This window comes from Burkholderia sp. MBR-1 (assembly GCF_013822785.1).
Classification (GTDB): Bacteria; Pseudomonadota; Gammaproteobacteria; order Burkholderiales; family Burkholderiaceae; genus Burkholderia; species Burkholderia vietnamiensis.
The window spans coordinates 858,701-883,235 of record NZ_CP053609.1 but is presented as its reverse complement, the minus strand read 5'-3'; the positions used below and the strand labels follow the sequence as shown (position 1 = coordinate 883,235).

General features: G+C 60.6%; 20 protein-coding genes. 4 read left to right on the top strand and 16 right to left on the bottom strand.

The features are described 5' to 3' along the window. Nucleotides 1–8: 8 nt before the first annotated feature. Nucleotides 9–1,150 (top strand): IS3 family transposase gene (locus tag MBR110_RS04100; RefSeq protein ID WP_181709184.1). Its coding sequence is split into 2 segments (ribosomal slippage): nucleotides 9–261 and nucleotides 261–1,150, totalling 1,143 coding nucleotides; the frame shifts between segments, so codons are not numbered across the junction. Here the strand turns inward: MBR110_RS04100 and MBR110_RS04095 are convergent. The 3 genes from MBR110_RS04095 to MBR110_RS04085 form a co-directional block, all read right to left on the bottom strand. Further along, nucleotides 1,147–1,461: a hypothetical protein gene (locus MBR110_RS04095; protein ID WP_181709183.1), complete on the bottom strand. Its 315-nt coding sequence runs from the start codon at nucleotides 1,459–1,461 to the stop codon at nucleotides 1,147–1,149. The genes MBR110_RS04100 and MBR110_RS04095 overlap by 4 nt on opposite strands. Before the next feature lie 127 nt (nucleotides 1,462–1,588). Continuing rightward, a complete protein-coding gene (locus MBR110_RS04090) occupies nucleotides 1,589–2,101 on the bottom strand; it encodes a 3'-5' exoribonuclease (protein ID WP_181709182.1) in 513 nt (170 codons plus the stop codon). A 163-nt stretch (nucleotides 2,102–2,264) separates the two neighbouring features. Beyond that, entirely contained in the window at nucleotides 2,265–2,573 is a 309-nt protein-coding gene (locus MBR110_RS04085) for a hypothetical protein (RefSeq protein WP_258569968.1), read from the bottom strand. Nucleotides 2,574–2,962: 389 nt separating this feature from the next. Between MBR110_RS04085 and MBR110_RS04080 the strand changes: the two genes are divergently transcribed. Continuing rightward, nucleotides 2,963–3,235, top strand: coding sequence for a helix-turn-helix domain-containing protein (locus MBR110_RS04080; RefSeq protein WP_220138105.1), 273 nt, complete (start codon nucleotides 2,963–2,965; stop codon nucleotides 3,233–3,235). A gap of 132 nt (nucleotides 3,236–3,367) precedes the next feature. Here the strand turns inward: MBR110_RS04080 and MBR110_RS04075 are convergent, their stop codons facing one another. From MBR110_RS04075 to MBR110_RS04030, 10 genes are all read right to left on the bottom strand, one after another. After that, nucleotides 3,368–5,806: a S8 family peptidase gene (locus MBR110_RS04075; RefSeq protein ID WP_258569967.1), complete on the bottom strand. Its 2,439-nt coding sequence runs from the start codon at nucleotides 5,804–5,806 to the stop codon at nucleotides 3,368–3,370. Nucleotides 5,807–5,958: 152 nt separating this feature from the next. After that, nucleotides 5,959–6,945 (bottom strand): AAA family ATPase, encoded by a 987-nt coding sequence (locus MBR110_RS04070; protein WP_181709179.1) that lies wholly within the window; start codon nucleotides 6,943–6,945, stop codon nucleotides 5,959–5,961. A 593-nt stretch (nucleotides 6,946–7,538) separates the two neighbouring features. Further along, entirely contained in the window at nucleotides 7,539–8,405 is an 867-nt protein-coding gene (locus tag MBR110_RS04065; RefSeq protein WP_181709178.1) for a DUF5677 domain-containing protein, read from the bottom strand. 194 nt (nucleotides 8,406–8,599) lie between these two features. Then, entirely contained in the window at nucleotides 8,600–9,850 is a 1,251-nt protein-coding gene (locus tag MBR110_RS04060) for an IS256 family transposase (protein ID WP_111943846.1), read from the bottom strand. A 79-nt stretch (nucleotides 9,851–9,929) separates the two neighbouring features. Continuing rightward, on the bottom strand, nucleotides 9,930–10,397 hold the full coding sequence (locus MBR110_RS04055; protein ID WP_181709177.1) for a hypothetical protein: 468 nt from the start codon (nucleotides 10,395–10,397) through the stop codon (nucleotides 9,930–9,932). 116 nt (nucleotides 10,398–10,513) lie between these two features. Continuing rightward, the gene (locus MBR110_RS04050; RefSeq protein WP_258569966.1) at nucleotides 10,514–12,562 is read right to left on the bottom strand and encodes an integrase; all 2,049 of its coding nucleotides are present in this window, start codon (nucleotides 12,560–12,562) and stop codon (nucleotides 10,514–10,516) included. Continuing rightward, nucleotides 12,534–14,072, bottom strand: a complete 1,539-nt coding sequence (locus tag MBR110_RS04045) for a tyrosine-type recombinase/integrase (protein ID WP_181709176.1) — start codon at nucleotides 14,070–14,072, stop codon at nucleotides 12,534–12,536. Before MBR110_RS04045 ends, MBR110_RS04050 begins: the two co-directional genes overlap by 29 nt. Nucleotides 14,073–14,183: 111 nt before the next feature. Next, complete coding sequence (locus MBR110_RS04040) at nucleotides 14,184–15,368, bottom strand: site-specific integrase (RefSeq protein ID WP_181709175.1); 1,185 nt, start codon at nucleotides 15,366–15,368, stop codon at nucleotides 14,184–14,186. A 256-nt stretch (nucleotides 15,369–15,624) separates the two neighbouring features. Then, complete coding sequence (locus MBR110_RS04035; protein ID WP_011886042.1) at nucleotides 15,625–16,176, bottom strand: single-stranded DNA-binding protein; 552 nt, start codon at nucleotides 16,174–16,176, stop codon at nucleotides 15,625–15,627. Between the two features lie 103 nt (nucleotides 16,177–16,279). Further along, nucleotides 16,280–17,467, bottom strand: coding sequence for an MFS transporter (locus MBR110_RS04030; protein ID WP_060044338.1), 1,188 nt, complete (start codon nucleotides 17,465–17,467; stop codon nucleotides 16,280–16,282). A gap of 262 nt (nucleotides 17,468–17,729) precedes the next feature. Here MBR110_RS04030 and uvrA point away from each other — a divergent pair, with 262 nt between their 5' ends. Both uvrA and MBR110_RS04020 read left to right on the top strand, forming a co-directional pair. Beyond that, nucleotides 17,730–20,615 (top strand): excinuclease ABC subunit UvrA, encoded by a 2,886-nt coding sequence (uvrA, locus tag MBR110_RS04025; protein WP_011886044.1) that lies wholly within the window; start codon nucleotides 17,730–17,732, stop codon nucleotides 20,613–20,615. 257 nt (nucleotides 20,616–20,872) lie between these two features. After that, a complete protein-coding gene (locus MBR110_RS04020; protein ID WP_014723662.1) occupies nucleotides 20,873–21,955 on the top strand; it encodes an AI-2E family transporter in 1,083 nt (360 codons plus the stop codon). A 101-nt stretch (nucleotides 21,956–22,056) separates the two neighbouring features. On the opposite strand, the gene purU is transcribed toward MBR110_RS04020, so the two are convergent. The 3 genes from purU to MBR110_RS04005 all read right to left on the bottom strand — a co-directional run bounded on the left by purU (nucleotide 22,057) and on the right by MBR110_RS04005 (nucleotide 24,513). Next, nucleotides 22,057–22,941 carry a formyltetrahydrofolate deformylase gene (gene purU, locus MBR110_RS04015; RefSeq protein WP_011886046.1) on the bottom strand — a complete coding sequence of 295 codons (885 nt, stop codon included), beginning with the start codon at nucleotides 22,939–22,941 and terminating at the stop codon, nucleotides 22,057–22,059. Nucleotides 22,942–23,044: 103 nt separating this feature from the next. Continuing rightward, the gene (locus MBR110_RS04010) at nucleotides 23,045–23,893 is read right to left on the bottom strand and encodes an NUDIX hydrolase (RefSeq protein ID WP_059568236.1); all 849 of its coding nucleotides are present in this window, start codon (nucleotides 23,891–23,893) and stop codon (nucleotides 23,045–23,047) included. A 5-nt stretch (nucleotides 23,894–23,898) separates the two neighbouring features. Further along, nucleotides 23,899–24,513 (bottom strand): LysE family translocator, encoded by a 615-nt coding sequence (locus MBR110_RS04005; protein WP_011886048.1) that lies wholly within the window; start codon nucleotides 24,511–24,513, stop codon nucleotides 23,899–23,901. Between the last annotated feature and the right edge of the window lie 22 nt (nucleotides 24,514–24,535).

Here is a 24,535-nt window from a genome sequence, read left to right as displayed (position 1 = left end):
GCCATGCCATGAAGACGAGCAAGTTTACGGAAGAGCAGATCGCATTTGCCCTGAAGCAAGCCGAGCTGGGTACGAAGGTCGAAGAGATCTGCCGCAAACTCGGAATAAGCGAGGCGACTTTCTACAACTGGAAGAAGAAATTCGGAGGGTTGGGGCCTTCTGAGCTGCGCCGCTTGCGCCAGCTCGAAGAGGAAAACGCGAAGCTGAAGCGGCTCGTGGCGGACCTGAGCCTGGACAAGGCCATGTTGCAGGACGTACTCGCAAAAAAGCTCTGAAGCCTGCCCGTCGGCGCATGTTGATCGATGAATTGCGTGATCGCTATCGAACCAGCCTGACGAAGACTTGCGCGTTGTTTGGCATGTCTCGTTCGCTGTATCGGTATCAGTCGGTTGCGTGCGATTCGTCGGCGCTGCTCATGCGTATCAAGGAAATCACCGCCACGCGCGTGCACTATGGGTATCGGCGCGTTCACGTGGTCCTGCGACGGGAAGGCTGGCGAGATAACTGCAAGCGCGTCTACAGGCTGTATCGGGCGGAGGGCCTTTCACTGCGGCATAAGCGACCACGACGTAACAAATCGGCTCGGCTGCGACAGCCCAAGCATATCGTGACCGCGATCAACGAAATTTGGAGCATGGATTTCGTTGCGGATGCACTGTTCGATGGGCGACGCCTTCGGACTCTGACCGTCGTCGACAACTACACACGGGAATGCCTGGCCATCGAGGTTGGACAAAGCCTGAAGGGAGAGCATGTGGTCGAAGCGCTGACGCGTATCACCGCCATGCGCGGGCACCCTGCCACGATCAAGGTCGACAACGGCAGCGAGTTCATCTCGAAGGCAATGGATCGCTGGGCGTATGAACATGGCGTCGAACTGGATTTCAGCCGGCCGGGCACGCCTACTGACAACGCCAAGGTCGAAAGCTTCAACGGGCGCTTCCGGCAAGAATGTCTGAACGCGCATTGGTTCTTGTCATTGGCCGACGCGCAGAGCAAAATCGACGACTGGCGCACGTACTATAACGAGGTGCGTCCCCACTCTGCATTGCAGTGGATGACGCCCGCCGAATTCGCCCGTCAGGCAAGGGAATCCGCCTCGCCTGACAACTCAACCAAGCCGGAAATCTCCACTTCCGACCGGGACTAATTCTGGTTCAGGGTCACTCCTGTTTTCGATTGCTCGACGCCGCGACTGCGTGATCCCAACGTTACGCGGGGCGTGGCATCGGTGAAATCGGAAAGCGCGACGGCATAAAGTCGTATCGCAGCGCGCACGCATGAGACATCATGCTGCTCCGCCTGGAGCTCACCTGATCTCTGCCCATCCACCCCGGGCAGATGCAGGTGATCAGACCGGGAGCAAAGGGATCTTCTGCCATCCTGCTGCTCCGCTCTCTTCGTTGATGCGATACAGATATCCCTTTGTAGCCCCACGAACAATTCCTTGTAGGCGGTCATTGAGCGACACCTTGTCGTCGCGAAGGCGACCGCTGAATGCATCGACTCGAGCGGCCGTGCTTGCTAGGCGGTCGCTTCTACCATTTGCCTTGAAGACGCGATTTCTGACAGGCCCGCCTGGAGAAAATCAGCTGCCACTTGCCCACGCATTAGCCCGCGCATCATGTAGCGCGTGGTGCTTTCCTCCATACCGCGCGTAATAGAGCGCGCGGCGTCGGTCGTCGATTTGCGTCGCAATGTTATCCAGTGCCCAGCCGGCTGGCAATTGCCCCTCAAGCAATTCACGCAGAAGATCGATGTCCGCTTCAAGGTCATAGCAGAGCACTGGGCCGCCAATAACCGGAATTCGATCAAACCAGTCTCGCAGTGCATCGCGAAGATGTGGGAGTCGCATGGAGCGCCCATTGAACTGCCCGAGCTGCGGCAGAACGACCTCCCGAACAAAATCAGTACACGACGCCACCTCGAAGTCGTTACGCTCGCCGTAGAACTCGTGACCATTTTCCCCGACGATCGCGAGGCTGATCAGTTGCCGCTGCTCGGCGTCTGTGAATTCGGTATCAATGAAATAGCGGTTATTCCATCCGCGGCTTGTTACCGACGGCAGAAGCGCCTCGCCAGAAAAGCGAATGGGGCTCATCTCTCCTCATCTGATTGATATTGCATCTACGCCTCCCCTCACCGACGCGGTCCTGATCCTCAGGGCGCTGGCCGCCACCATAGTGCAATGCAATGCGAAGGTCGTTAAACACCATGCGGTATGTAGCGCGCGATGGAGGCCGCACACTCACGCCAGGTGTGGTTCAGGCGGCTGATGAATCCTTGGGGACTTTGGCGCGCCAAAGTCGGCGCCCTCGCGCAGCACGGGTCGCCAACGCGTACGGCACGGAGACCTTGCGTCCGCCCGACGTGGTGAACTGTGTCACCTTGACCAGTTGCTTGGCCAATTCGCAGTATTCCGTGGCCTCAACCCGGATTTCATTTAACGGGTCGAGCGTCCACTGCTCCGTTTCGCGAGCCAGCCGTGTGCTGAGGATGGCGGCTCCACGCAGAATGCTTCCGTCGTTCGCAAGCTTGCCGATGGAGGACGCAGTCGCGGTGAGATCCATCATCACTATCGTAGGAACAGCTCTAGATCGTCGTGACGAGACCCGGAGAATCAGCACGTCCCTCGGTAGCAGTTGCTCTATGACAGTCCAGGCACCGGCGCCCGGTACCTCGCCAAACGGCATCTTACTTGGGTGCAAACGGTTCAACTCAAGCGCCAAAAACATACAACAAACCACCTCAATTGCAGCGTTACGAACTACCTGCCAAGGAAGCAACGGGCACAACATCCCGACAGTCTGAAATCCTTGAGTGCAGCCCCAGTCGGACAGTTAGACGACGCACATCTCGCATAACTAATAGTCCACTATGAAGACAAATTATAGCGCCAACCCGAGAGTGTTCCCATTTTTGTCGGGGATAAAAATTGGAGCTGGCAGCAGTCTTTGGCGCTGTGCTGCGCGAACGTCGCCTGCGAGCCAAGCTCACACAGGAACAGTTGGCCTTCGAGGCAGACATCCAGCGAGTCTACGTAAGTGGACTCGAGCTCGGCCGGTACCAGCCCACGCTCACTATGCTGTTCAAATTGGCGAAGGCACTAGGCTGTACGCCCGGGGACCTCGTAACCGAAGTCGACATGAAGATTACGGACGCCCGTCGGCAGAAAAAGCGGCTGCCGAAAGCTGCGGCGAAACGCGCACCAAAGACGACAACGCAACCAGATTGAAACCGTCACGCTACCGCAGATCCAAGAAGGAAGCAGCCTTCCATACGCGCGACCGACAAACCACTTGCACACAAACATCCAATTGATAATTCGTTTGTTGCACGCCCGTCGAGGACGATAGATAGGCAGTAGTTACTCATCCTCCGGAAGCCCAATGCCCACACTAATGGGCACTTCGAGCGCCTGTGCAATCGGCTGATAAATGTCTGTATCCACGTCGATCGGCAACTCGAGTGATATCACGAGCGAGTATCGAACGTCGTTGTCCCACTGCGCCGCATCGGCCCAATCTTTCCACCACCCTCCGACGGGATACACAGCAATTTGGCTCTTCGCCGCAAGATCAGTCGCCGAACCAGTCCATACGTCCGAATGGACACTGCCCTTCGTTCTCAAGGTTGAACCCAACGTCCAGCCTTCCACGTCTGGATCGGGGTGCCCCCGATCGTCATCTTCATCACGCTCAAGCAGATTAACTCGCTGCAAGAACTCGGCATCAGTTTCGACCGCCCCCTTGAGAGAGAACCTCAGCCCGAAAGAAGGATATCTATACTTGCTATTCCAGCCGCGCTTACTCGGATTAGGCTCAACAAAGTAGGACAGTGTTATCCGCAGTTGAGCCTGCTGCCCTTCGAGTCCGAGTAACTCGTCCGCCGGCCAAGGAAGCGCGTGAACATTGTGGTTCCCAAGCTTGATCGTGTCTTCGCGGCGAAACGGCTTGAGCGTTTCTTGCAAAATCATCGTCGCGCGCCGCTCGCTCGACGACAGGGAATTTGCAGGCTGAATCGCACCATAGCCCACGGTGCGTAGCAAATTCCGCTTGTCTTGTAGCGAAGGCTGGACGTTGAGTCGCGCTCGCATTGCTGGCGTGTATCGCGCGCCGTGAACCACGAGAGCCCTCACCGTCTCGGGCCAGTATTCGGGGTACCGGCTCCAGATTTGCGCACAAAGCCGCGCAACTTCGGCTGCAGCCGCACTTGTATCGCCAGTCTCACAGAACCAAGATCGCTGAAACTGCGCCGCAGTCGAAGCCATGCGCACGGAGTCGGGTCCCCGTGTTGCAGCATTCGTCCCATCCATAGACCCATTTCCACCCTCAGCGACAACGTCGGGTTTGAATGGCCAGTGCTTACCCCAAGTGAGGGAAGTACGAGAGCTGGGCGCAAGCGCCCCCACGCCAGCAATGGGCGTATGCGTGGGATACCTACGAGCGTTGATATCGGTCAGCTCGGTGTATGCCCCAACACCGAGAGCGTTCCACGACTGTGCCGGATCCTCAATCGCGCGCACTGCGTTCGAGTCCGGATATTGATGCCACTCGTTGCATTCAACGTTGCCCGCCGCTAATACGAACAATCGTTGACGGGCCGGCTCAGCGTCCTCTTCGAGATCGGTATCATCCATACCAATTTCTATTGACGGTCTGCCAAACGCCAATTGGTCGATAGTTGCGGACCATTCGGAGGGGTCACCACTCGTATCCCCGACTGCAGTGGTCATCATCGCAAAAACCCTGCGGTCCGTGCCCGCTTCGCCCTCCAAGAGTTCAGCGGATCTTGCGATGATCGGCCCGTAGAGATGTGGAGAATTCTCCCCATGTGGCGGGTGGATCTTTGCCGATTCGAGGACGTGATTGATTAAGACCGGCTCGTCGGACGCAAGCACTCGCGTCAGGTCACCGTAGACGGAGATTCCAGCCATTTCGGTGCCGTGCCCTTCATGATCGGATAATCCCCACGTATTGTCATATGCATGCAAGTCCTTCTCTTCCAGCACATCTGCGAGCAGGGGATGCGCTCGATTGACCCCAGTATCTAGCAGCGCAACACGCGTCTCCTCCGCATCGTCACTAAACTCGATACGGTCAATCAAATCCTGCCCCCAAACAGCCTGATCCGCAGGAGTCAAGTCGCCGAGGAAAAACTGAGCAGTGGGCGCCACGCCCCTGAACTCAGCGACAAGATCCAGGAGATCAGCACTAGCCTGTAACGATTGACGCGTTGCCTGAACAGCAACAACAACCCGCCCAGGAAACGTAACGTATCCTGGCTCAACGACAATATCGAAGCGCGCACTTTCTTCCGCAAACTCATCTCTGATTTCTGCTGCCGGTCGTCCACTCGATCGAAGCCAGACTTGATACCACGCAACTTCGTTGGCCTCCGGTGGCGCGGAGCGCGATGTCCAAAGATCCTCGAATGCAGCGGTCCGAAACCGCTCGATCGCATTGACGAGCGCCATATGCGCAGGCTTGTTTCGCCTTGTGTCCTTTTCGAGATACTCACGCACCCGCCTCTCGAATGCAGAAAGCCCGCCCTCCGGGACAAAGACAACGATGACGTCGCGGTCGACCGCGTCTACGAACGAGAGGACTTCGATTCCGTCTCGCTTCCACTCGATAGAAGCCGGAATAAGAGCGCCTTTAGGCCTGACCTCAATAGCCATCGAAAACCCTGCCTGCTGAGGAATTTCCAGCTCCTGACGCATCTCGTCAATCGCCTCTGCCGCCACTCTCAGTTGGCGCAACTGCCGAATAAGACGAGCGCCGTGCGTTTGACGGTTGCGCACCATAGCTGGCAACCGCGGCGCCCCCGACGGGGCTTGATATATCCTACTTTCGCTATAACCGCTTGCAAACAGGTGGGGGAGGTCTGTTTCTGGCATATCGGATTAAATAAGCGAACCGAGATACCAAAGTGTACTGCTAATTCCAGCCTACGATCCTATAAATCATGAGACTGGTTGCGGGCGCGCTCAGTCAAGTGAGCAATAACAGCATCCTCGCTCACGAACTCTTCGCCATTAAGTACCGTTTCCTTAATGGTGTCCACGCAAGCCCGTGCAATTTCAGCGTGAGACTGACCTTGTGCCGCGCTCACGACATCATTGAATCTGAACGACTCCGTCACGTAGGTGACAAGCCGATTTCTCAGCAAAAGTTCAATTTGTTCGATATTCGGCGCAACATATCGCACGACATCATCGAACCTTCGAAAAAGTGCGACATCAAGATCCTGCGCATGATTCGTGGCGGCTAATACAAGGCTGTCCGAGTCGTCTTGATCAAGCAACTGCAAGAACATGTTGAGTGTACGTCTCATTTCAGCCACGTCGTGCTGGCTGCCTCGCTGAAGGCCAAGGGAATCGAATTCATCGAAGAAGTAGACGCCGCGAGTTTGCTTCAGCGCGTCAAATACAAGCCGCAGCTTCGACGAACTCTCACCCATGAACTTTGTGATGAGACTGTCGAACCGTACCGTGAATAAAGGGAGCCGCAACTCGCCTGCCAACACTCCGGCGGTCATGGTCTTACCCGTGCCGGGTCGACCAACCAAGAGAATCTTTCGCCGCGGCACCAGATCGTGAGCCTTGAGCCTTTCAGCTGCGCGTTGCTCTCTTAGGATCCGTTCGAGCTTGGCCTGGACGTCGTCCGCCAGCACCATCTGACTTAACCGATCCGACGGATATTTAACGGAAAGCAGATCTACAAGCTCACCCTTTGGCTGGACGAGCGGCGTCGGCCGCACCGTCCGAGGACTGTGAGCCTTCGATTTCGCCGCATCGATCAACTCTCGAAGTTCAGCGGCGAGCCGAGTGTGCCCGCGACGAGCCTCATCCGCCGCGACTTGCGTGGCGACGGCGTAAAACTGCGGTGAATCTTCGCTCGCATGCGCGCGCAGCAGCGCTTTGATTTGATCTGATCGTGCCATAGCTATATCCCTCAGCAATCTTAGCGCAATCTCTGCACAATGAGATGCTATTATAGCATCTCATTGCTATAGTTACATCATCGATGACTGACGCACGCTTTCCTCAATCACAGCGGGAACTCCTCAGACTTGCGCGTGGCACCGCCACGCAAAGGGAATTCGCAATGCGCCTAAAAGTCGACAAGTCATGCTTGTCTCGCTACGAGTCGGGTAAGTTGGGTGCACCCGTGCGGGTGATTGATGAATGCCTGAAAATTGTCGCAACCGAACTTGGCCAATCAAACCCACCCTCTATCACTGCAGCACTCGAACACGCCCGCATGACAGTAAAGTGCCTTGAGCAGTAACCCGACGCGCTCGAACGCAACTGTCCGCAAGCGCGAAGAGTTAGACACCCCCGGCCGAATTCTTGTGGGCTGCAACAGGACGTCGATAATTCGCTTCGCGACACCGCGCCCTGTCAGATGCGGTGAGGATCTCCCCGATGCAATAGCAGCAACGCTCCAGACAATCCAAGCCGTGTTGCGCCACTATTTTGGCGACAAGTGCCCGTCGAGATGCATCCAACTTGGATGCGAGATTCAATATTTAACCTACACGTTGGTTGCGGTCGAACTATCCGTGTTGGGCATCGAGGGATCCAGGAGTGCTCGATAGGCACTCACAAGCGTCCCGAAGGCGTCTCGCTCCTCCGATGTACCGAAGCGACCCACGAACCCGTCTAACGCGACCAACAAGGAACAGGACGCGAGGGCCAAGGTATCGGCAAACTGCAAATAGTCAGGGCCGATGTGCAGGCCGGTTATCTTTCCTGCGGTACTCACCTCAACGTGGTGCTGAAGAGAGGTAGCAGACGGGTGGGCATCCTGAGAGAGTGAGCGGTAGACAACCGTATATAGGTCCGACAGGCCCAAGTCCTCTGCCAGCCCGTGAAGGTTAATGTCTTGGTGCCCACCTGGCGTGCCGATCTCGTCGAGCAACGCGTTAAGCGCCGCCACCGTTTCGGCCGGCATCTCAGGCATCGCTCGCAACTCGGCCGCGACCCGCCCGCGGAACCGCTGGTGTCCACCCTCAAACGCCTCGACGAACCGTATCGTCTGAGCCTCACCCTTCTTGGGTTTGATCTTAACGCCCTGCGACAACACTATGTCGCGAGAGGCAGCCACACAGTACAGCGCGGTTTCGAAGGTTGACCGGACCATGGCCCGCGACTGCGCACGCAGCCCCCTGGCAGCCAGAAGCACTGCGCCCTCGAAGTCCTGAACGGACCGCCCCAAAAGCGTGACAGCGAACAGGTCTGCGTCACGCTGCTGGATGTCGCGCGGCACGATCAGCAGGGCGATGGCGAAGCGATTGATCTGCTCTACGAGTGCCGCATGGCCTGGGCAATAGTCTCGAAACGCCTCATCCGCGAGTGCGTTAATGTGCATGGATAGGAAGCCGTCGCGGCTCAGAGTCATAGTCGTTTCCGTTACGCCTGGACGACGCCAGCGCCATGCGTCAAATTTTTCGGTGTTTCGCTTTTGGGAAATATGGCGTGCTCGCAGGACTCGTCAGTTTGGGTTGAATTTACAAAACGCCCAGGCAACCGATCCGACGGACGACGCGTCGCCAGGGGGGTGTCAGGATTTCCGTGTTCAAGGCGGGTTGAGATTCACACGGATGGTCGAACGAATCGATCCTCGTAAAGGATGGCGAACTGGTTCATAGCCGCCTTCCAGTCATGAGCAGCACGCCCCCAATCGGCGGTGATGTTGCGCAGTGCCAGCCAGATGAGCTTGGTGGCAGCCTCATCGGTCGGGAAGTGTCCTCGAGTCTTGATGATCTTGCGCAGCTGCGAGTTGATGTTCTCGATGGCGTTCGTAGTGTATATAACCTTGCGAACCGCCGGCGGAAACGCGAAGAACGGAATCACACGATCCCAGGCGTTGCGCCATGCCGCACTGACTGTCGGGAATTTCTGGCCCCATGGCCCTGCGGCAAAGGCGTCGAGTTCTGCCTGAGCCGCCTCCGCACTCGGTGCGCAGTAGATTGGGCGAATCACTGCGGCTAATCCTCGACGGTCTTTCCAGCTGGCGTAATCGAGGCTGTTGCGGATCAGGTGAACGATGCAGGTCTGCAGCGTGGTCGCCGGAAACACGGCAGCCAGCGCCTCGGGCATGCCTTTGAGGCCGTCGGTCACGGCGATTAGGATGTCGTGAACGCCACGTGTCTTGAGATCGTTGAACACCTTCATCCAGAACTTGGCGCCTTCGGTGCCTTCGATCCACAAGCCTAGAATATCGCGCGTGCCGTCGGGCAGAACGCCCAGCGCAAGGTAGATCGCCTTGTTGCGCACCACGGCGTCTTCGCGAATCTTGACCCGCAGCGCGTCAAAGAACACCACCGGATACATCGGCTCGAGCGGCCGCGCTTGCCAGGCGGTCACTTCGGCCATGACCTCGTCGGTGACCGAGCTGATGAAATCGGGCGAAACCTCGGTACCGTATTGCTCTTGCAAAAATCCCTGAATCTCACGCACGGTCATGCCCCGGGCGTACATGGCGACGATCTTGTCGTCGAAGCCCGTGAAGCGTCGTTCGTGTTTGGGAATCAGCAGCGGTTCGAAGCTGCCGTCGCGGTCACGAGGCACCTCGATACGGATCGGGCCGTCCTCGGTCAGCACCGTCTTGGCGCCCGTGCCATTGCGCTGATTGGTTACGGCGCTCGGCTTGGCCGCGCCAGGCGGGTAGCCCAGATGATGACTCATCTCACCGCCCAGTGCTCGCTCGATCAGCGCCTTCTTGAGGGCCATCGTTGCGGCGTTGATCGCTTCGGCCGTCATCGGACCGCTGCCGAATTGCTCAAGCAACGCGGCGGGAATCGCCGGCAGGTCTACCGGTTTGGCTTTCGGTTTGCGAGGCATATAGTCTCCTTCGGAGCATCATATGCCTTGAACACGAAATTACTGACAGGCCCGTCGCCAGCGGCCTGCACAGCCAGCATCATTGCCTCTGCTTTCCTCGCCTGCCACGCGTCGCTTCGGACTTGTCGCCTCTTCTGTTTAGATCATCGATCGGCTTGTCGAGATCTTCAATGCTCAACCCCAGATCGATGCAACGAATTGCAATACGTTGCCAACGCTGGAACCACGTTTGCTCCAGCGCTTGGTATCTCTTCACTACCCCCTCTAAATCCTTAACCGTCTGGTCGAAATATTTCTGTTCCTCATCCCTGGAGCGCGAAGAAGATACACGAGTCGGATCCGCAAGTGCTCGCTTTGCCTCGTCATAGGCCATCTTGACGTTCGGGTGCCGGCTTAGTGCCTGACGGGTATAGCCTGAAAAGGCTTCAATTTTCCCCCAGGTCAGCTTGGTTCCAAGCTCACGATCGCGCCACCGCTCCAACTCGGCAATGATCGCGAGCGCCTTCGTTTCACTAATCTTTGCACTCGCCCTGATTACCTTGACCATGCGACATCCCTCAACAAATTACCCGATGAACCTCATCAAATGCCAAACGCCCCTTTGGCGCGAACAACCATGGGCAGTGAGCAATAGATCTTCGATGCGCCAACCCGAGCGGATGTTTAGCTGCCTCCTTTGGTAGATGGTGGAGAAAACTCGCCGCTGCTATCAAGACCGTTCTCTGCAATAAAGCGAGCGATATCCGACTTACCCAACCCCGACGATTTCATCTGCGTCAGAAGCTGGCGGTACCTCGCTTTCAAATGTCTCCACCAGTCACTCTTAACTATTCCTCCAGCTGCCTTTCGGCTACGTGCGGCGCGTATACTCAACTGCACTATTGCCACCTGACGCACTAGAGCGTTCTTGCGTTCCTTGTCACCTTTCTCCCAGAGGTATTCGTCGCAGTCGGCGTCGCACTGCAGGTGCCGCGGACAGGGCATCATCTGAAAATCGTGTACGCACATGCCTGGGCCAACGTCGTGGACAGCCTGAATACGCGCGGTCAGGAAAGCTCTGCCGACATCTGTCGGTAGCACCTTAACGATGTCGGCAATCTCACCCTCGAGCTTGCCAGCAAAGATTTCGTCAGCCACCTTCTTCGCTCGCTGCGCAGGCGTCAGATGTTGATACGCTCTAGTGTCGGCGGGATTCTTTCGCCCAAACCATTTGGTCTGAACGAGATCCGGCGCCCCACCCTCATCCAGCAGATTGTTCAGAAAGTGGCGGAACCCTTTTGAGCTGATATCGATGGGCTGCCCGTCAGCATCGACAATGCCAGAGCGTTCAAAGATGTTTTTGATTCCCGTGCGAGCCGTCAGGAAGTCACGGATCTGCTGATCGGCAATCGGTTGTGCCGCATAGAGCAACGTAGTTTTGGATCCACGATGCATCTGGTTCGTATACACGACACACAGGGCTTGATGAAGTTCGAGTCGCTTCCCTTTTGGTCCGGGCAGCATCGGCGTCAACCAATGGTCTCGGTTGATGCCCTCCATGAATGCCGATTTTCCAACCCGAATCCTCTTGTTAACAACATCGTATGGGATATCGCGTAGCCGGAGAAACTGCGCAACGTTCCGGCTTTCGAGCCCGGTATGCCGTAGGACATCTTCAGGTCCTAAGACCGGATTTAGCTCTATTCCGGCAAGCACGCTTCCAGTCCGGCTGAACGACCGTGCGACGTTCCGAGCGCCTTCCGTCAACTGGCGTAGCTCCTTAACCGCCTCCTCCACAAGTTCAACGGTTGCACTGAGGAGCGATTTCACCTTCCATTCGACGGTGACATGGTCACGTCTCCCCTTGAGGCGTGCATATCGCAGGCACTTGGTGCCGTCGCGTTCAGTCAGAAACGGATCCGCCGGTAAGGTGAGCACTTCACCAATTCGCAGCCCCGTGCACACGAGAATGGTCGTGACCAGGATTGCAATACGATCGGGATTTGCGGTACCACTGACGGAGTCATTATTCGGGATAGTCTGGTATAGCCACCCCACAGACCGAATGACGTCTTCCTTCGGAAGGCGGTCGTCGGGCTCCGCAAACGCAGGCGAGTCTTCGATACGGTCAGATCCCAACATTTTTGGCCGCACCTTCCTACGGCACCGCCAGTCCAGCCGGACCCTGCAGAGCCCGTTTGCGTCCAGCATGTCCGCGAACTCTTCCATATGACCAACAGCCTTATACGCAGTGGTCTCGGCCTCCCGTTCTATCAACGCGTCTGCAGCAAGATCGAGATGGGCTGGCGTGATCCGGCTAATATCGCAGCCATCGGATTTCAGTGCGTCGTACACGTAGCGCGTAGCGCGCACAAATACCATGTGACTCGAAACGGTTTGACCGCGTCGCGCGTGACGTGCACAAACGAGCGACTTCACTACATCACCGAATGCGCCGGTGAGAGGCTCACCCTCGACACGCGCCCTCCGCGAGTGCTGGGTGAATAGAAGATGATAAGGACTGCCATTCGATTTATATCCACGCGTCTGGGACTCATATGTCGCGGCCGCGTCCCAAACTGGCTGCTCCCAGATCACGTTGAGGAATGGGTTTGACTTCTTCCAAAGCGCTATCAGCGTGGCCTGGTTCGCCATCCAGTTGTCGGTCGGTAGCCCGATGACTGACCCAACAGCTGCCATCGATTTACGTTTTCGCGCCTTTCCGTCGAACATAGGTCGCCACCTCGATTATCACCTCACATACGGCGTAGATTACGTCGTCGAGCTGAATCGCAATCTGTTGCGTATATTTTTTTCGACGATCCTCCCGGCTTGCGAGTAGTTCACTCAGGACGGCCTCATGATCGGCTTCCGCGTACGGCTCGAATTGTGGACAACAGTAGCAGGAGAAAGGGGGATCAAGCCAACAGCGTTTCTTTTTGCCACAGCCCCCAATATCGAACGGGGTGACGGCATGCAAGTCCCCGACAAATGTCACCGTTTTCTCGGGTTTCTGTCCATTCGTCGCATCAGTTGCTGACGCAACCACTTTGCCTTTAAACAATTTCATTAGCGGTCCGATCCGGAGCGCGGCAGCGCGGTCGAGGATCTGGGTCAATCGCTTTCCCTTAAGCGAATAATATACCTGCACATGCTGGGTATCCGTGTGATCCAGCATTGCCGCCAAGACACGCTTGGCTACTCCCCGCTCGACCATCGTCGTCGCAAACGTATACCGCAAACGACGTGGCGTAATGAACAGGCGCTCACCTGTTCTAGGTGATTTCAAATCTAGTCGGTCAACGAACCTTACTAGCAGGCTACGATATGCCTCTATTTGCAAATGATATTTGTATTCGCTCACGCCCGTTTCGTCGAACCATGTATCCGGCGTCGTTCGCATAAAGAGCGGACGCGGAAATTTTCCGCAGTCGATCGCCCTATTGCTGTCGATAAGAGCCTGGATAATCTGTACGAGCTTTTCGTCGACGCGCTCATTAACGAATGCGGCCCGCGGTCCGATGCCCGGCTTCTTGATGCGCGGGATGGACAGGATCCACTGGGGCGGTACGGTGAAGCCCGCGAGTACATTCTTCAAATCCTCCTCGCGAAGCAGGCAGTAATTGGACGGGTTACGACCAAAGGCTAACCCCAGCGCCACCGCCGCCCTTTGCATAACGTGCTCAGGTTCAGACGATTGATCCTCCAAAACTGCGTGTTGGAGTACTGAGACTTCAACGTCCCATAGCGGCCCAGACTCTTCACCTTCGAGTTCCACTGCAAGACCTGACTCGTGCCCAGGCACATGAACCCGCCCTAAGTCTAATGCGAACTCTTCGTCAAACCCCAGGCAGGCAAGCAAGTCTGACGATCGACAGTACCATTGGCGAAGACGATAAAAATCGTCCATCCTCTTCGTCGCTCTCAGATTCTCGATAACAGACAACATGAGAATGCGAAGAGCGTCATCCAACGCCTGCGCCTCTTCAATGTCACACATCGATTGCCACAATTGCCTCACACGCCTTGAGGCATGCGTCCTTTCGCTACCGCCCTGAAGAGCTGCCGCGACAACTCGCAAACTCGCGAGGGCCGCTCGCGCGGACTGTTGCTTGAGTTGTTGCTGCGTCCAAAGCCTTAGCGCATAAACCACGATAACGTTGCCGCCCGAGACCCGGCTCCAGTCAAAGGACGATTTCTGTATCGGAACATTGAATTTCCATACAACGCCGCTCAGATCCATCGTCCGTCCATCGCGATCTACTATCTGATTTACTAGCGGTGACAGTCCGTACTGGCGGAGCTTTCCGCCCAGTTGGCGATTTATCTCATCGTTTGTCACGATCAAGCTCGCTCAGCCTGAACTACCGAAAAGTAGCTCTTGATGCGCTAGTCCGATCTCACCGGCTTCGCGGCGCGTCGCTTCCTCGACGTACGGAGCGATTGACTTGTCAGACCGCCACCCGAAGAAGGTTTTCATGTCCTCATCGAGATCCGATTCACTGATGCCTGCGCGGCGGGCTGTCTCCTTGAAGTCGGTGGCACAGGTACTTCTCAGGCAGTGCGGATGCAGAGCGGCGAACTCTGGATGCCTCAACCCAATCTGACCGATGATTCCATTCAACCGGTTAAGGCTCAATGGCAGGCCGGACCGGCTCTGAAATAGAAACGGCATCCGATCCGACAGACGGGTGCTCCTCCTCGTCACACAGATAAACTGATGCAGTTCTCTCGCGAGCCGGCGGTCACATGGCAACTGACGTGACTCTGTCTTGACCTGCGGTTCGTTAATGCGGGGATCATCGTCGTCGTCAGGTGAACGCTCGACGCGAATCTCCGGAATGGCACGCGTTAAATGACAATCGGAAACTCGCAACTTAAGAAGTTCCCCGCGCCGGAGACCGAGCGCGAGCATCAGGTGAACGATTAGCCGATTCCTGATGCGATACGGCTTCTTCCATGGATTCTCGGGGCTGTCGACCTCGCATATCGCCAGCAGTCTCCGCTTCTCTGGATCCAGTAGGGGTTTAGCATGTTCAGATGATTGCCCGCGCCCTTTGGCGGCGTCGGCGAATATCTTTTTGCATGCAGTTTGTTTTGTCCGAATGTCCCTGATTTCACTGCTGCCAACGGGCCTGGCACTGATCGCTGCATCGAAGTGCCAGCTGACAAAGTGCCATACGACGTCCAGCCTGAATTTGATCGAGCTTGGTACGACAACCAATGACCGGACTTCATCGGCTGTCCGGAAATTGCGACGCAGCCACGAACAAAGGCTACCCTCTATCTCGCTCTCGGTTAGACCGTTCCCACTTTCCAGGCGCTCGCGCAGCGAGAACGTCTGTCGGAGTGACCACGCGTGGAGGAAACCCAGTATCCGCGTGACCTTCAGGAGACTGTTGAATGAGAGCCTGCGTCGCAAGTGCTTGAGGAGATAGAGATTTATCCAGGCGATAGGCTGACGGTCGGCGTCGAGCAGGATGGGAAGGCGCTCGCCTCCGGGATGCCGGACGATTACCACGAAGAACGAATTGGCCATTGCCACCCTCCTCAAGGGGCGTCAACAGCACGATAGGTGATGTTTACGTTTCTACCAAGAAAAGTGTGCCTTGGCAGTGCCAGCAGTTGACCTCGAGCAGAGAAAGTTTACAGAGGTCATTACGTATCAAAAACGATAGGTGCCGCGGTACCCCTTCGCTTGATCTTGACACTGCTTCAAGGCCGTAAACCGTAATAGATAAAGAAAACCCCGCCAAAAGGCAGGGTCGATCTTTACATTATTGAATTACGGGTGGTTAGAACGGAATATCGTCGTCCATCTCGTCGAAGCCGCCGCCTGCCGGCGCGCTCGGACGGCTCTGGCCGCCACCTGCACCGCCCGCACCGCCGCGCGATGCGCCGCCGGCACGGCTGCCGCGTTCCGCCTGCTCGCCGCCGCGGCTGCCGCCGCCACCACCGTAGCCGCCGCCGTAACCGCCTTCGTCACCGCCGCCACCGCCGCCGCCCGCACCGCCGCGGCCGCCGAGCATCTGCATCTGGTCGGCGACGATTTCGGTCGAGTAGCGATCCTGGCCATCCTGGCCCTGCCACTTGCGCGTGCGGATACGACCCTCGATGTAGACCGACGAACCCTTCTTCAGGTATTCGCTGACGATCTCGGCGAGCCGGCCGAAGAACGCGACGCGGTGCCACTCGGTCATTTCCTTGAAGTCGCCGCTCGCCTTGTCCTTGTAGCGATCGGTCGTCGCGAGACGGATGTTCGCAACCGCGTCGCCGCTCGGCAGGTAACGGACTTCAGGATCGGCGCCGAGATTGCCGACGAGGATGACCTTGTTGACGGATGCCATGTGTTTCTCCAATAAATTCGATGCCGGACCGCTCGCGAAGGTGCTCCGAGCGGCCCGCCGAGCAAGCCGCCGAGCGCCGTCCGTGCGTGCCCGAAAAGAGGGTTCAGGCCTTGCGCGGCGGGGCTTTCATGCTGGCCGCGATTATAAGCCACGCCGCCACGAGCCCCGAACACGCATAGAAGACGGTGTTCGCGCCGCCGTGCTTCAGCAGCCAGCCGCCCGCGATGCCGCCGAGCGCGAGCCCGATCGATTGCGTGGTGTTGTAGACGCCCGTGGCCGCGCCCTTGCGCGAACCGGGCGCGAGCTTCGACACGAGCGACGGCTGCGACGCTTCGAGGATGTTGAAACCCAGGAAGTACACGAAGAGGATCGCGGCCACGATCAGAATGGTATGCGGTGCGCTGCCGAGCAACAATTGGCCGATCAGGATAGCGAGGATGCCGCCGAGCAGCACCGGCTTCATCTTGCCGCGCTTCTCCGCGACGATGATCGCCGGGACCATCATCACGAAGGCGAGCCCCATCACCGGCAGGTACACCTTCCAGTGCGACGCGACCGGCAGCCCGCCGTCCACCAGGAGCCGCGGCACGACCAGGAACAGCGCGGTCTGCGTCGCGTGCAGCACCAGCACGCCGAAGTTCAGCCGCAGCAGTTCGCCGTTGTGCAGCACCTCGCCGAACGGCGCCGGCACGTGCACGGGCCGCGCCGCGTCGGGCACGATCCACAGCACGACGCCGATCGCGACGATCGACAGCACGCCGACGATCGCGAAGAGCCCGCTCATGCCGACCCAGTGGAACACGATCGGCGCGCCGACGATCGCGACGGCGAACGACACGCCGATCGAGCCGCCGACCATCGCCATCGCCTTCGTGCGGTTCTGCTCGGAGGTCAGGTCGGCGATGAACGCCAGCACCGCGGACGACACCGCGCCCATCCCCTGGATCACCCGGCCGACGATGATCCACGTGATGTCGTGCGCGAACGCGGCGACGAAGCTGCCGAGCGCGAAGATCAGCAGGCCGGTCGCGATCACGGGCTTGCGGCCGAACTTGTCCGACGCCCACCCGTAGAAGATGTAAAGCAGCGACTGCGTGACGCCGTAGGCGCCGAGCGCGAGCCCGACGAGCAGCACGTTGTCGCCGCCCGGGATGGTTTTCGCATAGACCGAGAACACCGGCATGATCATGAACAGGCCGAGCATGCGCAGCGCGAAGATCGCCGCGAGCGACGCGGTCGCGCGCAGTTCGGGCGCAGTCATGCGGGAAGACGTGGCGGACGGATTGGACATCGGGAATGAATTTCGAATGATCGGAATGTCCGCCCGGCGGCGGGCGGCGAAAGATCAGGGCCAGCGCCCCGGCCAAGCCGGGCAGGCGCTTTCGGGAAGCTTTCCGGCGCACCTTGCAGGACGCCGCGCAGCCGTGCGGCAAGGCCGCTTTCACCCGCGCGGGCAGCGCGTCGACCGGCTGCTGCAAAGGCTGGGACCCCCAACGACGGCCTCGAAAAGCCGTTATAGTAGCAGGTTTGGTTCCCTCCATTTGGCCAGGTTCATGGAACAGATCCGTATCCGTGGGGCACGCACCCACAACCTGAAAAACGTCAATCTCGACCTGCCGCGCCACAAGCTGGTCGTGATTACCGGGTTGTCGGGGTCGGGCAAGTCGTCGCTCGCGTTCGACACCCTTTATGCCGAGGGCCAGCGCCGCTACGTCGAAAGCCTGTCCGCGTATGCCCGCCAGTTCCTGCAGCTGATGGAGAAACCCGACGTCGACCTGATCGAAGGCCTGTCGCCCGCGATCTCGATCGAACAGAAGGCGACGTCCCACAACCCGCGTTCGACCGTCGGCACGGTCACCGAAATCCACGACTACCTGCGACTTTTGTTCGCACGGGTCGGCACGCCGTACTGCCCCGACCACGACATCCCGCTGGAGGCCCAGAGCGTGTCGCAGATGGTCGACGCCGCGCTCGCGCTGCCCGAGGAAACCAAGCTGATGATCCTCGCGCCGGTCGTCGCGGACCGCAAGGGCGAGCACGCCGAGCTGTTCGAGGACATGCAGGCGCAGGGCTTCGTGCGCTTTCGCGTGCGCTCGGGCGGCGGCACGGCGAACGAAGGCGTCGCGAAGATCTACGAGGTCGACTCGCTGCCGAAGCTGAAAAAGAACGACAAGCACACGATCGACGTGGTCGTCGACCGCCTGAAGGTGCGCCCGGACATGAAGCAGCGCCTCGCCGAATCGTTCGAAACGGCGCTGCGCCTCGCCGACGGCCGCGCCATCGCGCTCGAGATGGACACCGAGCGCGAACACCTGTTCAGCTCGAAGTTCGCGTGCCCGATCTGCTCGTACTCGCTGCAGGAGCTCGAGCCGCGCCTGTTCTCGTTCAACAACCCGATGGGCGCGTGCCCGGAATGCGACGGCCTCGGCCAGATCACGTTCTTCGATCCGAAGCGCGTCGTCGCGCACCCGTCGCTGTCGCTCGCCGCCGGCGCGGTGAAGGGCTGGGACCGCCGCAACCAGTTCTACTTCCAGATGCTGCAGAGCCTCGCGGCGTTCTACGAATTCGACATCGACGCCGCGTTCGAAGATCTCCCCGAGAAGATCCGCAAGGTGCTGCTGTACGGCTCGGGCAAGCAGACCATCCCGTTCTCGTACATCAACGAGCGCGGCCGCACGACGATCCGCGAGCACGTGTTCGAAGGGATCATCCCGAACCTCGAGCGGCGCTACCGCGAGACCGATTCGGCCGCGGTGCGCGAGGAGCTCGCGAAGTACCAGAACAACCAGCCGTGCCCGTCGTGCGACGGCACGCGGCTGCGCCGCGAGGCGCGCCACGTGAGGGTCGGCACCGGCGACTACGCGCGCGGCATCTACGAGATCAGCGGCTGGCCGCTGCGCGACGCGCTCGGCTATTTCGACGGCCTGACGCTCGAGGGCGCGAAGCGCGAGATCGCCGACAAGGTGATCAAGGAAATCGTCGCGCGCCTGACCTTCCTGAACAACGTCGGCCTCGACTACCTGTCGCTCGAGCGCAGCGCCGAAACGCTGTCCGGCGGCGAAGCGCAGCGCATCCGGCTCGCGTCGCAGATCGGCTCGGGCCTGACCGGCGTGATGTACGTGCTCGACGAGCCGTCGATCGGGCTGCATCAGCGCGACAACGACCGGCTGATCGCGACGCTCAAGCACCTGCGCGACCTCGGCAACTCGGTGATCGTCGTCGAGCACGACGAGGACATGATCCGCACCGCCGATTACGTCGTCGACATGGGGCCGGGCGCCGGCGAGCACGGCGGCGTGATCGTGGCCGAAGGCACGCCGAAGCAGGTGCAGGCGAACCCGCAGTCGCTGACCGGCCAGTATCTGGTCGGCAAGCGCACGATCGAGTATCCGGACGAGCGGATCGCGCCCGATCCCGAGCGGATGCTGCGCATCGCCGACGCGCACGGCAACAACCTGAAGCACGTCGATCTCGAGCTGCCGATCGGGCTGCTGACCTGCATCACCGGCGTGTCCGGTTCCGGCAAGTCGACGCTGATCAACGACACGCTGTATCACGCGGTCGCGCGCCATCTGTACGGCTCGTCGGCCGAGCCGGCGCCGTACGAGGCGATCGAGGGCCTCGAGCATTTCGACAAGGTGATCAACGTCGACCAGTCGCCGATCGGCCGCACGCCGCGCTCGAACCCGGCCACCTACACGGGCCTGTTCACGCCGATCCGCGAGCTGTTCTCGGGCGTGCCGACCGCCAAGGAGCGCGGCTACGATCCCGGCCGCTTCTCGTTCAACGTGAAGGGCGGCCGCTGCGAGTCGTGCCAGGGCGACGGCGTGCTGAAGGTCGAGATGCACTTCCTGCCGGACGTCTACGTGCCGTGCGACGTGTGCCACGGCAAGCGCTACAACCGCGAGACGCTCGAGGTGCAGTACAAGGGCAAGAACATCAGCGAAGTGCTCGACATGACCGTCGAGCACGCGTACGAGTTCTTCAGCGCGGTGCCGGTGATCGCGCGCAAGCTGAAGACGCTGCTCGACGTCGGCCTCGGCTACATCCGCCTCGGCCAGTCGGCCACGACGCTGTCGGGCGGCGAGGCGCAGCGCGTGAAGCTGTCGCTGGAGCTGTCCAAGCGCGACACGGGCCGCACGCTGTACATCCTCGACGAGCCGACGACCGGCCTGCACTTCCACGACATCGCGCTGCTGCTCGAGGTGATCCACCGGCTGCGCGACCAGGGCAACACGGTCGTGATCATCGAGCACAACCTCGACGTGATCAAGACGGCCGACTGGGTGATCGACCTCGGTCCGGAAGGCGGCGCGGGCGGCGGCCAGATCATTGCCCAGGGCACGCCCGAGCAGGTCGCGAAGACCAAGGCCAGCTTCACCGGCAAGTATCTCGCGCCGCTGCTCAAGCGGCCGACCCGCAAAACGGCGGCCGGCTGACACGTTCCGTTCCCGCGCGCGGCCGCCCGGCCGCGCGCCCTCGGCGGCCCGCACGCCGGGCGCCCTGCGCGTTTTCCCTTCTGCGGTTTTCCCTTCTGCGTTTACACCACGAGCCAAACCGTCCCGTGGCGGACCATAATGGCAGCTATACTTTACGGTCGTAAGGTTCGCCCTCCGCACCAATCCGGTGCGGCGCGCGGCAACCGCGGTCCTGCCGCCCACCGCGCGGCACGCCACACGAACGACAGGAATCCATGATGGAGAAGCAACAAGAGTCGCGCGACGCGCAGAACCGCGAGCCGCACCTGCGCAGCGTGCGGCTGACGAGCGACTTCAGCCTGCCGAAGCTGTCGGCGATCGAGATCGGCAGCTACCTGTTCGCGCTGGTCGCGATGGTGGCCGTGATCGAGCTGAAGCTGCTCGGCGGGCTGCTGGCCGGCCTGCTGGTCTACCAGCTGATCCACACGATCGCGCCTGCGATCGAACGGCATACGACCAGCATGCGCGCGCGCTGGGTCGCCGTCGTGCTGCTGTCGATCGCGATCGTCGGCGGCCTCACCGGCCTGACGATCGGCATCATCCAGCACTTCGAGCACACGGTGCCGAACCTGCAGAGCCTGCTCGGCCAGCTGATGCAGATCGTCGAGCAGACGCGCGCGCGCACGCCGGCGTGGATCGCCAACCTGCTGCCGGTCGACGTCGAGCAGATGAAGGCGAAGGCCGCGCTGCTGATGCACTCGCACATGGACCAGCTCCAGCAAGGCGGCAAGAGCGTCGCGCGCGGCTTCGGCCACGTGCTGTTCGGGATGGTCATCGGCGCGATGATCGCGATCGGCGTCGAGCACGGCAAGGTGCGCCGGCCGCTGTCGACGGCGCTCGTCACGCGCGTGTCGCGCTTCGCCGAATCGTTCCGCCGGATCGTGTTCGCGCAGATCAAGATCTCGGCGATCAACGCGGCGTTCACCGGCATCTACCTGCTCGTCGCGCTGCCGATCTTCCAGCAGCGGCTGCCGCTGTCGAAGACGCTCGTGCTCGTCACGTTCATCGTCGGGCTGCTGCCGGTGATCGGCAACCTCGTCTCGAACACGCTGATCGTCGCCGTGTCGCTGTCGGTGAGCATGGGCACCGCGATCGCGTCGCTCGCGTTCCTGATCGTGATCCACAAGCTCGAATACTTCCTGAACGCGAAGATCATCGGCGGCCAGATCGAATCGCGCGCATGGGAGCTGCTGCTCGCGATGCTGATCATGGAGGCCGCGTTCGGGCTGCCGGGCGTGATCGCCGCGCCGATCTTCTACGCGTACGTGAAGCGCGAGCTGTACATGCTGCGGCTGATCTGACGCCGCGCGCCGCCGCCCGGCCTGCGAAAAAAACGCCGCGCTCGTGACCGAGCGCGGCGTTTTTGCTGGCGCGCCTGCAAGCGGCCGGCGCGATGCGTCGCTCAGCGGAACACGACGGTCTTGGTCCCGTTCAGCACGATCCGGTGCTCGACGTGCCACTTCACCGCGCGCGCGAGCGTCACGCACTCGACGTCGCGGCCGATCGCAGTCAGCTGGTCGGGCGTCATGCTGTGGTCGACGCGCTCGACTTCCTGCTCGATGATCGGGCCTTCGTCGAGGTCGGTCGTCACGTAGTGTGCGGTCGCGCCGATCAGCTTCACGCCGCGGTCGAACGCCTGGTAATACGGCTTGGCGCCCTTGAAGCTCGGCAGGAACGAATGATGGATGTTGATCGCGCGGCCGGCGAGCTGCTCGCACATGTTCGGCGACAGGATCTGCATGTAGCGCGCGAGCACGACGAGATCGGCGCGGTGCTCGTCGATCACCTCCAGCACGCGGGCTTCCTGCGCGGCCTTCGCCGCGTCCGACGATCCGCCGACGAGCGGAAAGTGATGGAACGGGATGTTGTAGCTGGCGGCGAGCTGGTAGAACTCCTTGTGGTTCGACACGATCGCCGGAATCTCGATCGGCAGCTGGCCGGTGCGATAGCGGAACAGCAGATCGTTCAGGCAATGGCCGATCTTCGACACCATGATCACGACGCGCGGCTTCACCGCCGCGTCGTGCAGCTCCCAGCGCATCTCGAACTGCTCGGCGAGCGGCGCGAATTCGCGGCGCAGCGTGTCGAGCGCGGCCGTGGCATCCACGCCGTCGGCATCCTGCTCGAAGTGCACGCGCATGAAGAACTCGCCGCTGCGGCTGTCGCCGAACTGCGCGGAATCGAGGATGTTGTTGCTGCGCTCGAACAGGAAGCCCGAGACCGCGTGGACGATGCCGTGCCGGTCGGGGCACGACAGTTTCAAGATAAAGCTGTGATCGGTCGACATGACCGCTACTCCCTTCGTTTCGGTATTCGTCAATTGGGCCGTGGGTCCGGCTGCGGCACCGGCCGCGCCTGCCACGGCATCGCGCGGGTCACGCGGCTGAGGCTCAGGCGGGCGGCGCGAACAGCGCATCCATGCCGTCGGCGTCGGCCGCTGCCAGCCAGCGGTGGCGCAGCAGCGTGTCGAGCATCGCGAGGCTCGCATCCATCGTCGCGCGGCCTTCGCGCAGCCAGCCGAGCACTTCCGGAACGCCGGCCAGCAGATGCTCGGCCACCTCGCCGTCCTGGTTGTGCGGCGCGAAGTCGCGCGGCAGCGGCAGGTCGTACACGAAGATCAGTTCGGATTGCGTGCCTTCGGGCAGCGAGCACAACACCTGCACCGCACGGCCCGCGACCGCGCGCGCCGCCAGTTCGGCCGGCATGCCGGCCTCTTCCCAGCACTCTTTCGCGAGCGTCTCGCGCACGCCCAGCCCCCAGCCGATGCCGCCCGCGACGACGTTGTCGAGCATGCCCGGGTCGGTGGCCTTGGTGGCGCTGCGGCGGCCGAGCCACATCTGCGGCACGGCCGGCGCGGCCGCATATTCTACGATGCCGTTCAGGTGCACCGCATAAGTCTGCGTGCCGAAGAAGCGCGCGGCGGCGCGCTCGATATAGGCGAGCGGCGGATCGTCGAAGCGGTTGCGGATCGCATAGATCTCGTCGCGCCAGCCGGGGATCGCGCCTTCCGCGGCCAGTGCGCCGATCGCGCTCGCGAGCGCCATGCTGCGTGCGTCGACCGTGTCGTAGCGCGCCGACAGCACGACGCGCGCGTCGCTCAGCTCGAACACGTCGGGCCAGCGGGCCAGCTTCGCGACGTCTGCGCGCCGCACCCAGCCGACCTCGCGGCCGGCGATCTCGAAGCGCAGGTGCGCGGCCGGATCGAAGCGGCGCGCGGCCGCAATGCAGGGGAACGTCATCGGCGTCAGTCCTTCAGCGCCACGCGGATGCCGATCGCGATGAAGGTCGCGCCGGCGATCCGGTCGAGCCACACGCCGGCCTTCGGGCGGCGCTTCAGCCACGCGCCGATCGCGCCCGCGCCGACGCCGAACAGCGAGAAGATCGCGGCCGTCTGCAGCATGAACAGCGCGCCGAGCTCGAACATCTGCAGCGTCACCGGCTGCGCGCCGTGCGGATCGACGAACTGCGGCAGGAACACGACGAAGAACAGCGTGACTTTCGGGTTCATCAGGTTGCCGATCACGCTCTGCCGGAAGATCGCGCCGAGCGGCTGCGGCGGGCGCGCATGCGCGTTCGCGAGCCCCTGGCTGCGCAGCGCCTTGATGCCGATCCACACGAGATACGCGGCGCCCGCGAGCTTCAGGATCTGGAACGCGACCGGCGACGAGCGCAGCACGGCCGCGACGCCGAGCGCCGCGAGCGTCGTATGGAACAGGATCCCGGCCGTGAAGCCGAGCGCGGCGACGAAGCCGGCCGCGCGGCCCTGCGAGATGCCGCGCGCGAGCACCTGCAGGTTGTCGGGGCCGGGCGCGAAGGTGATCGCGATCGACGTGGCGAGAAACAGCATGAAGTTGGGCATCGTGACCTCGCGGCGTGAGCCG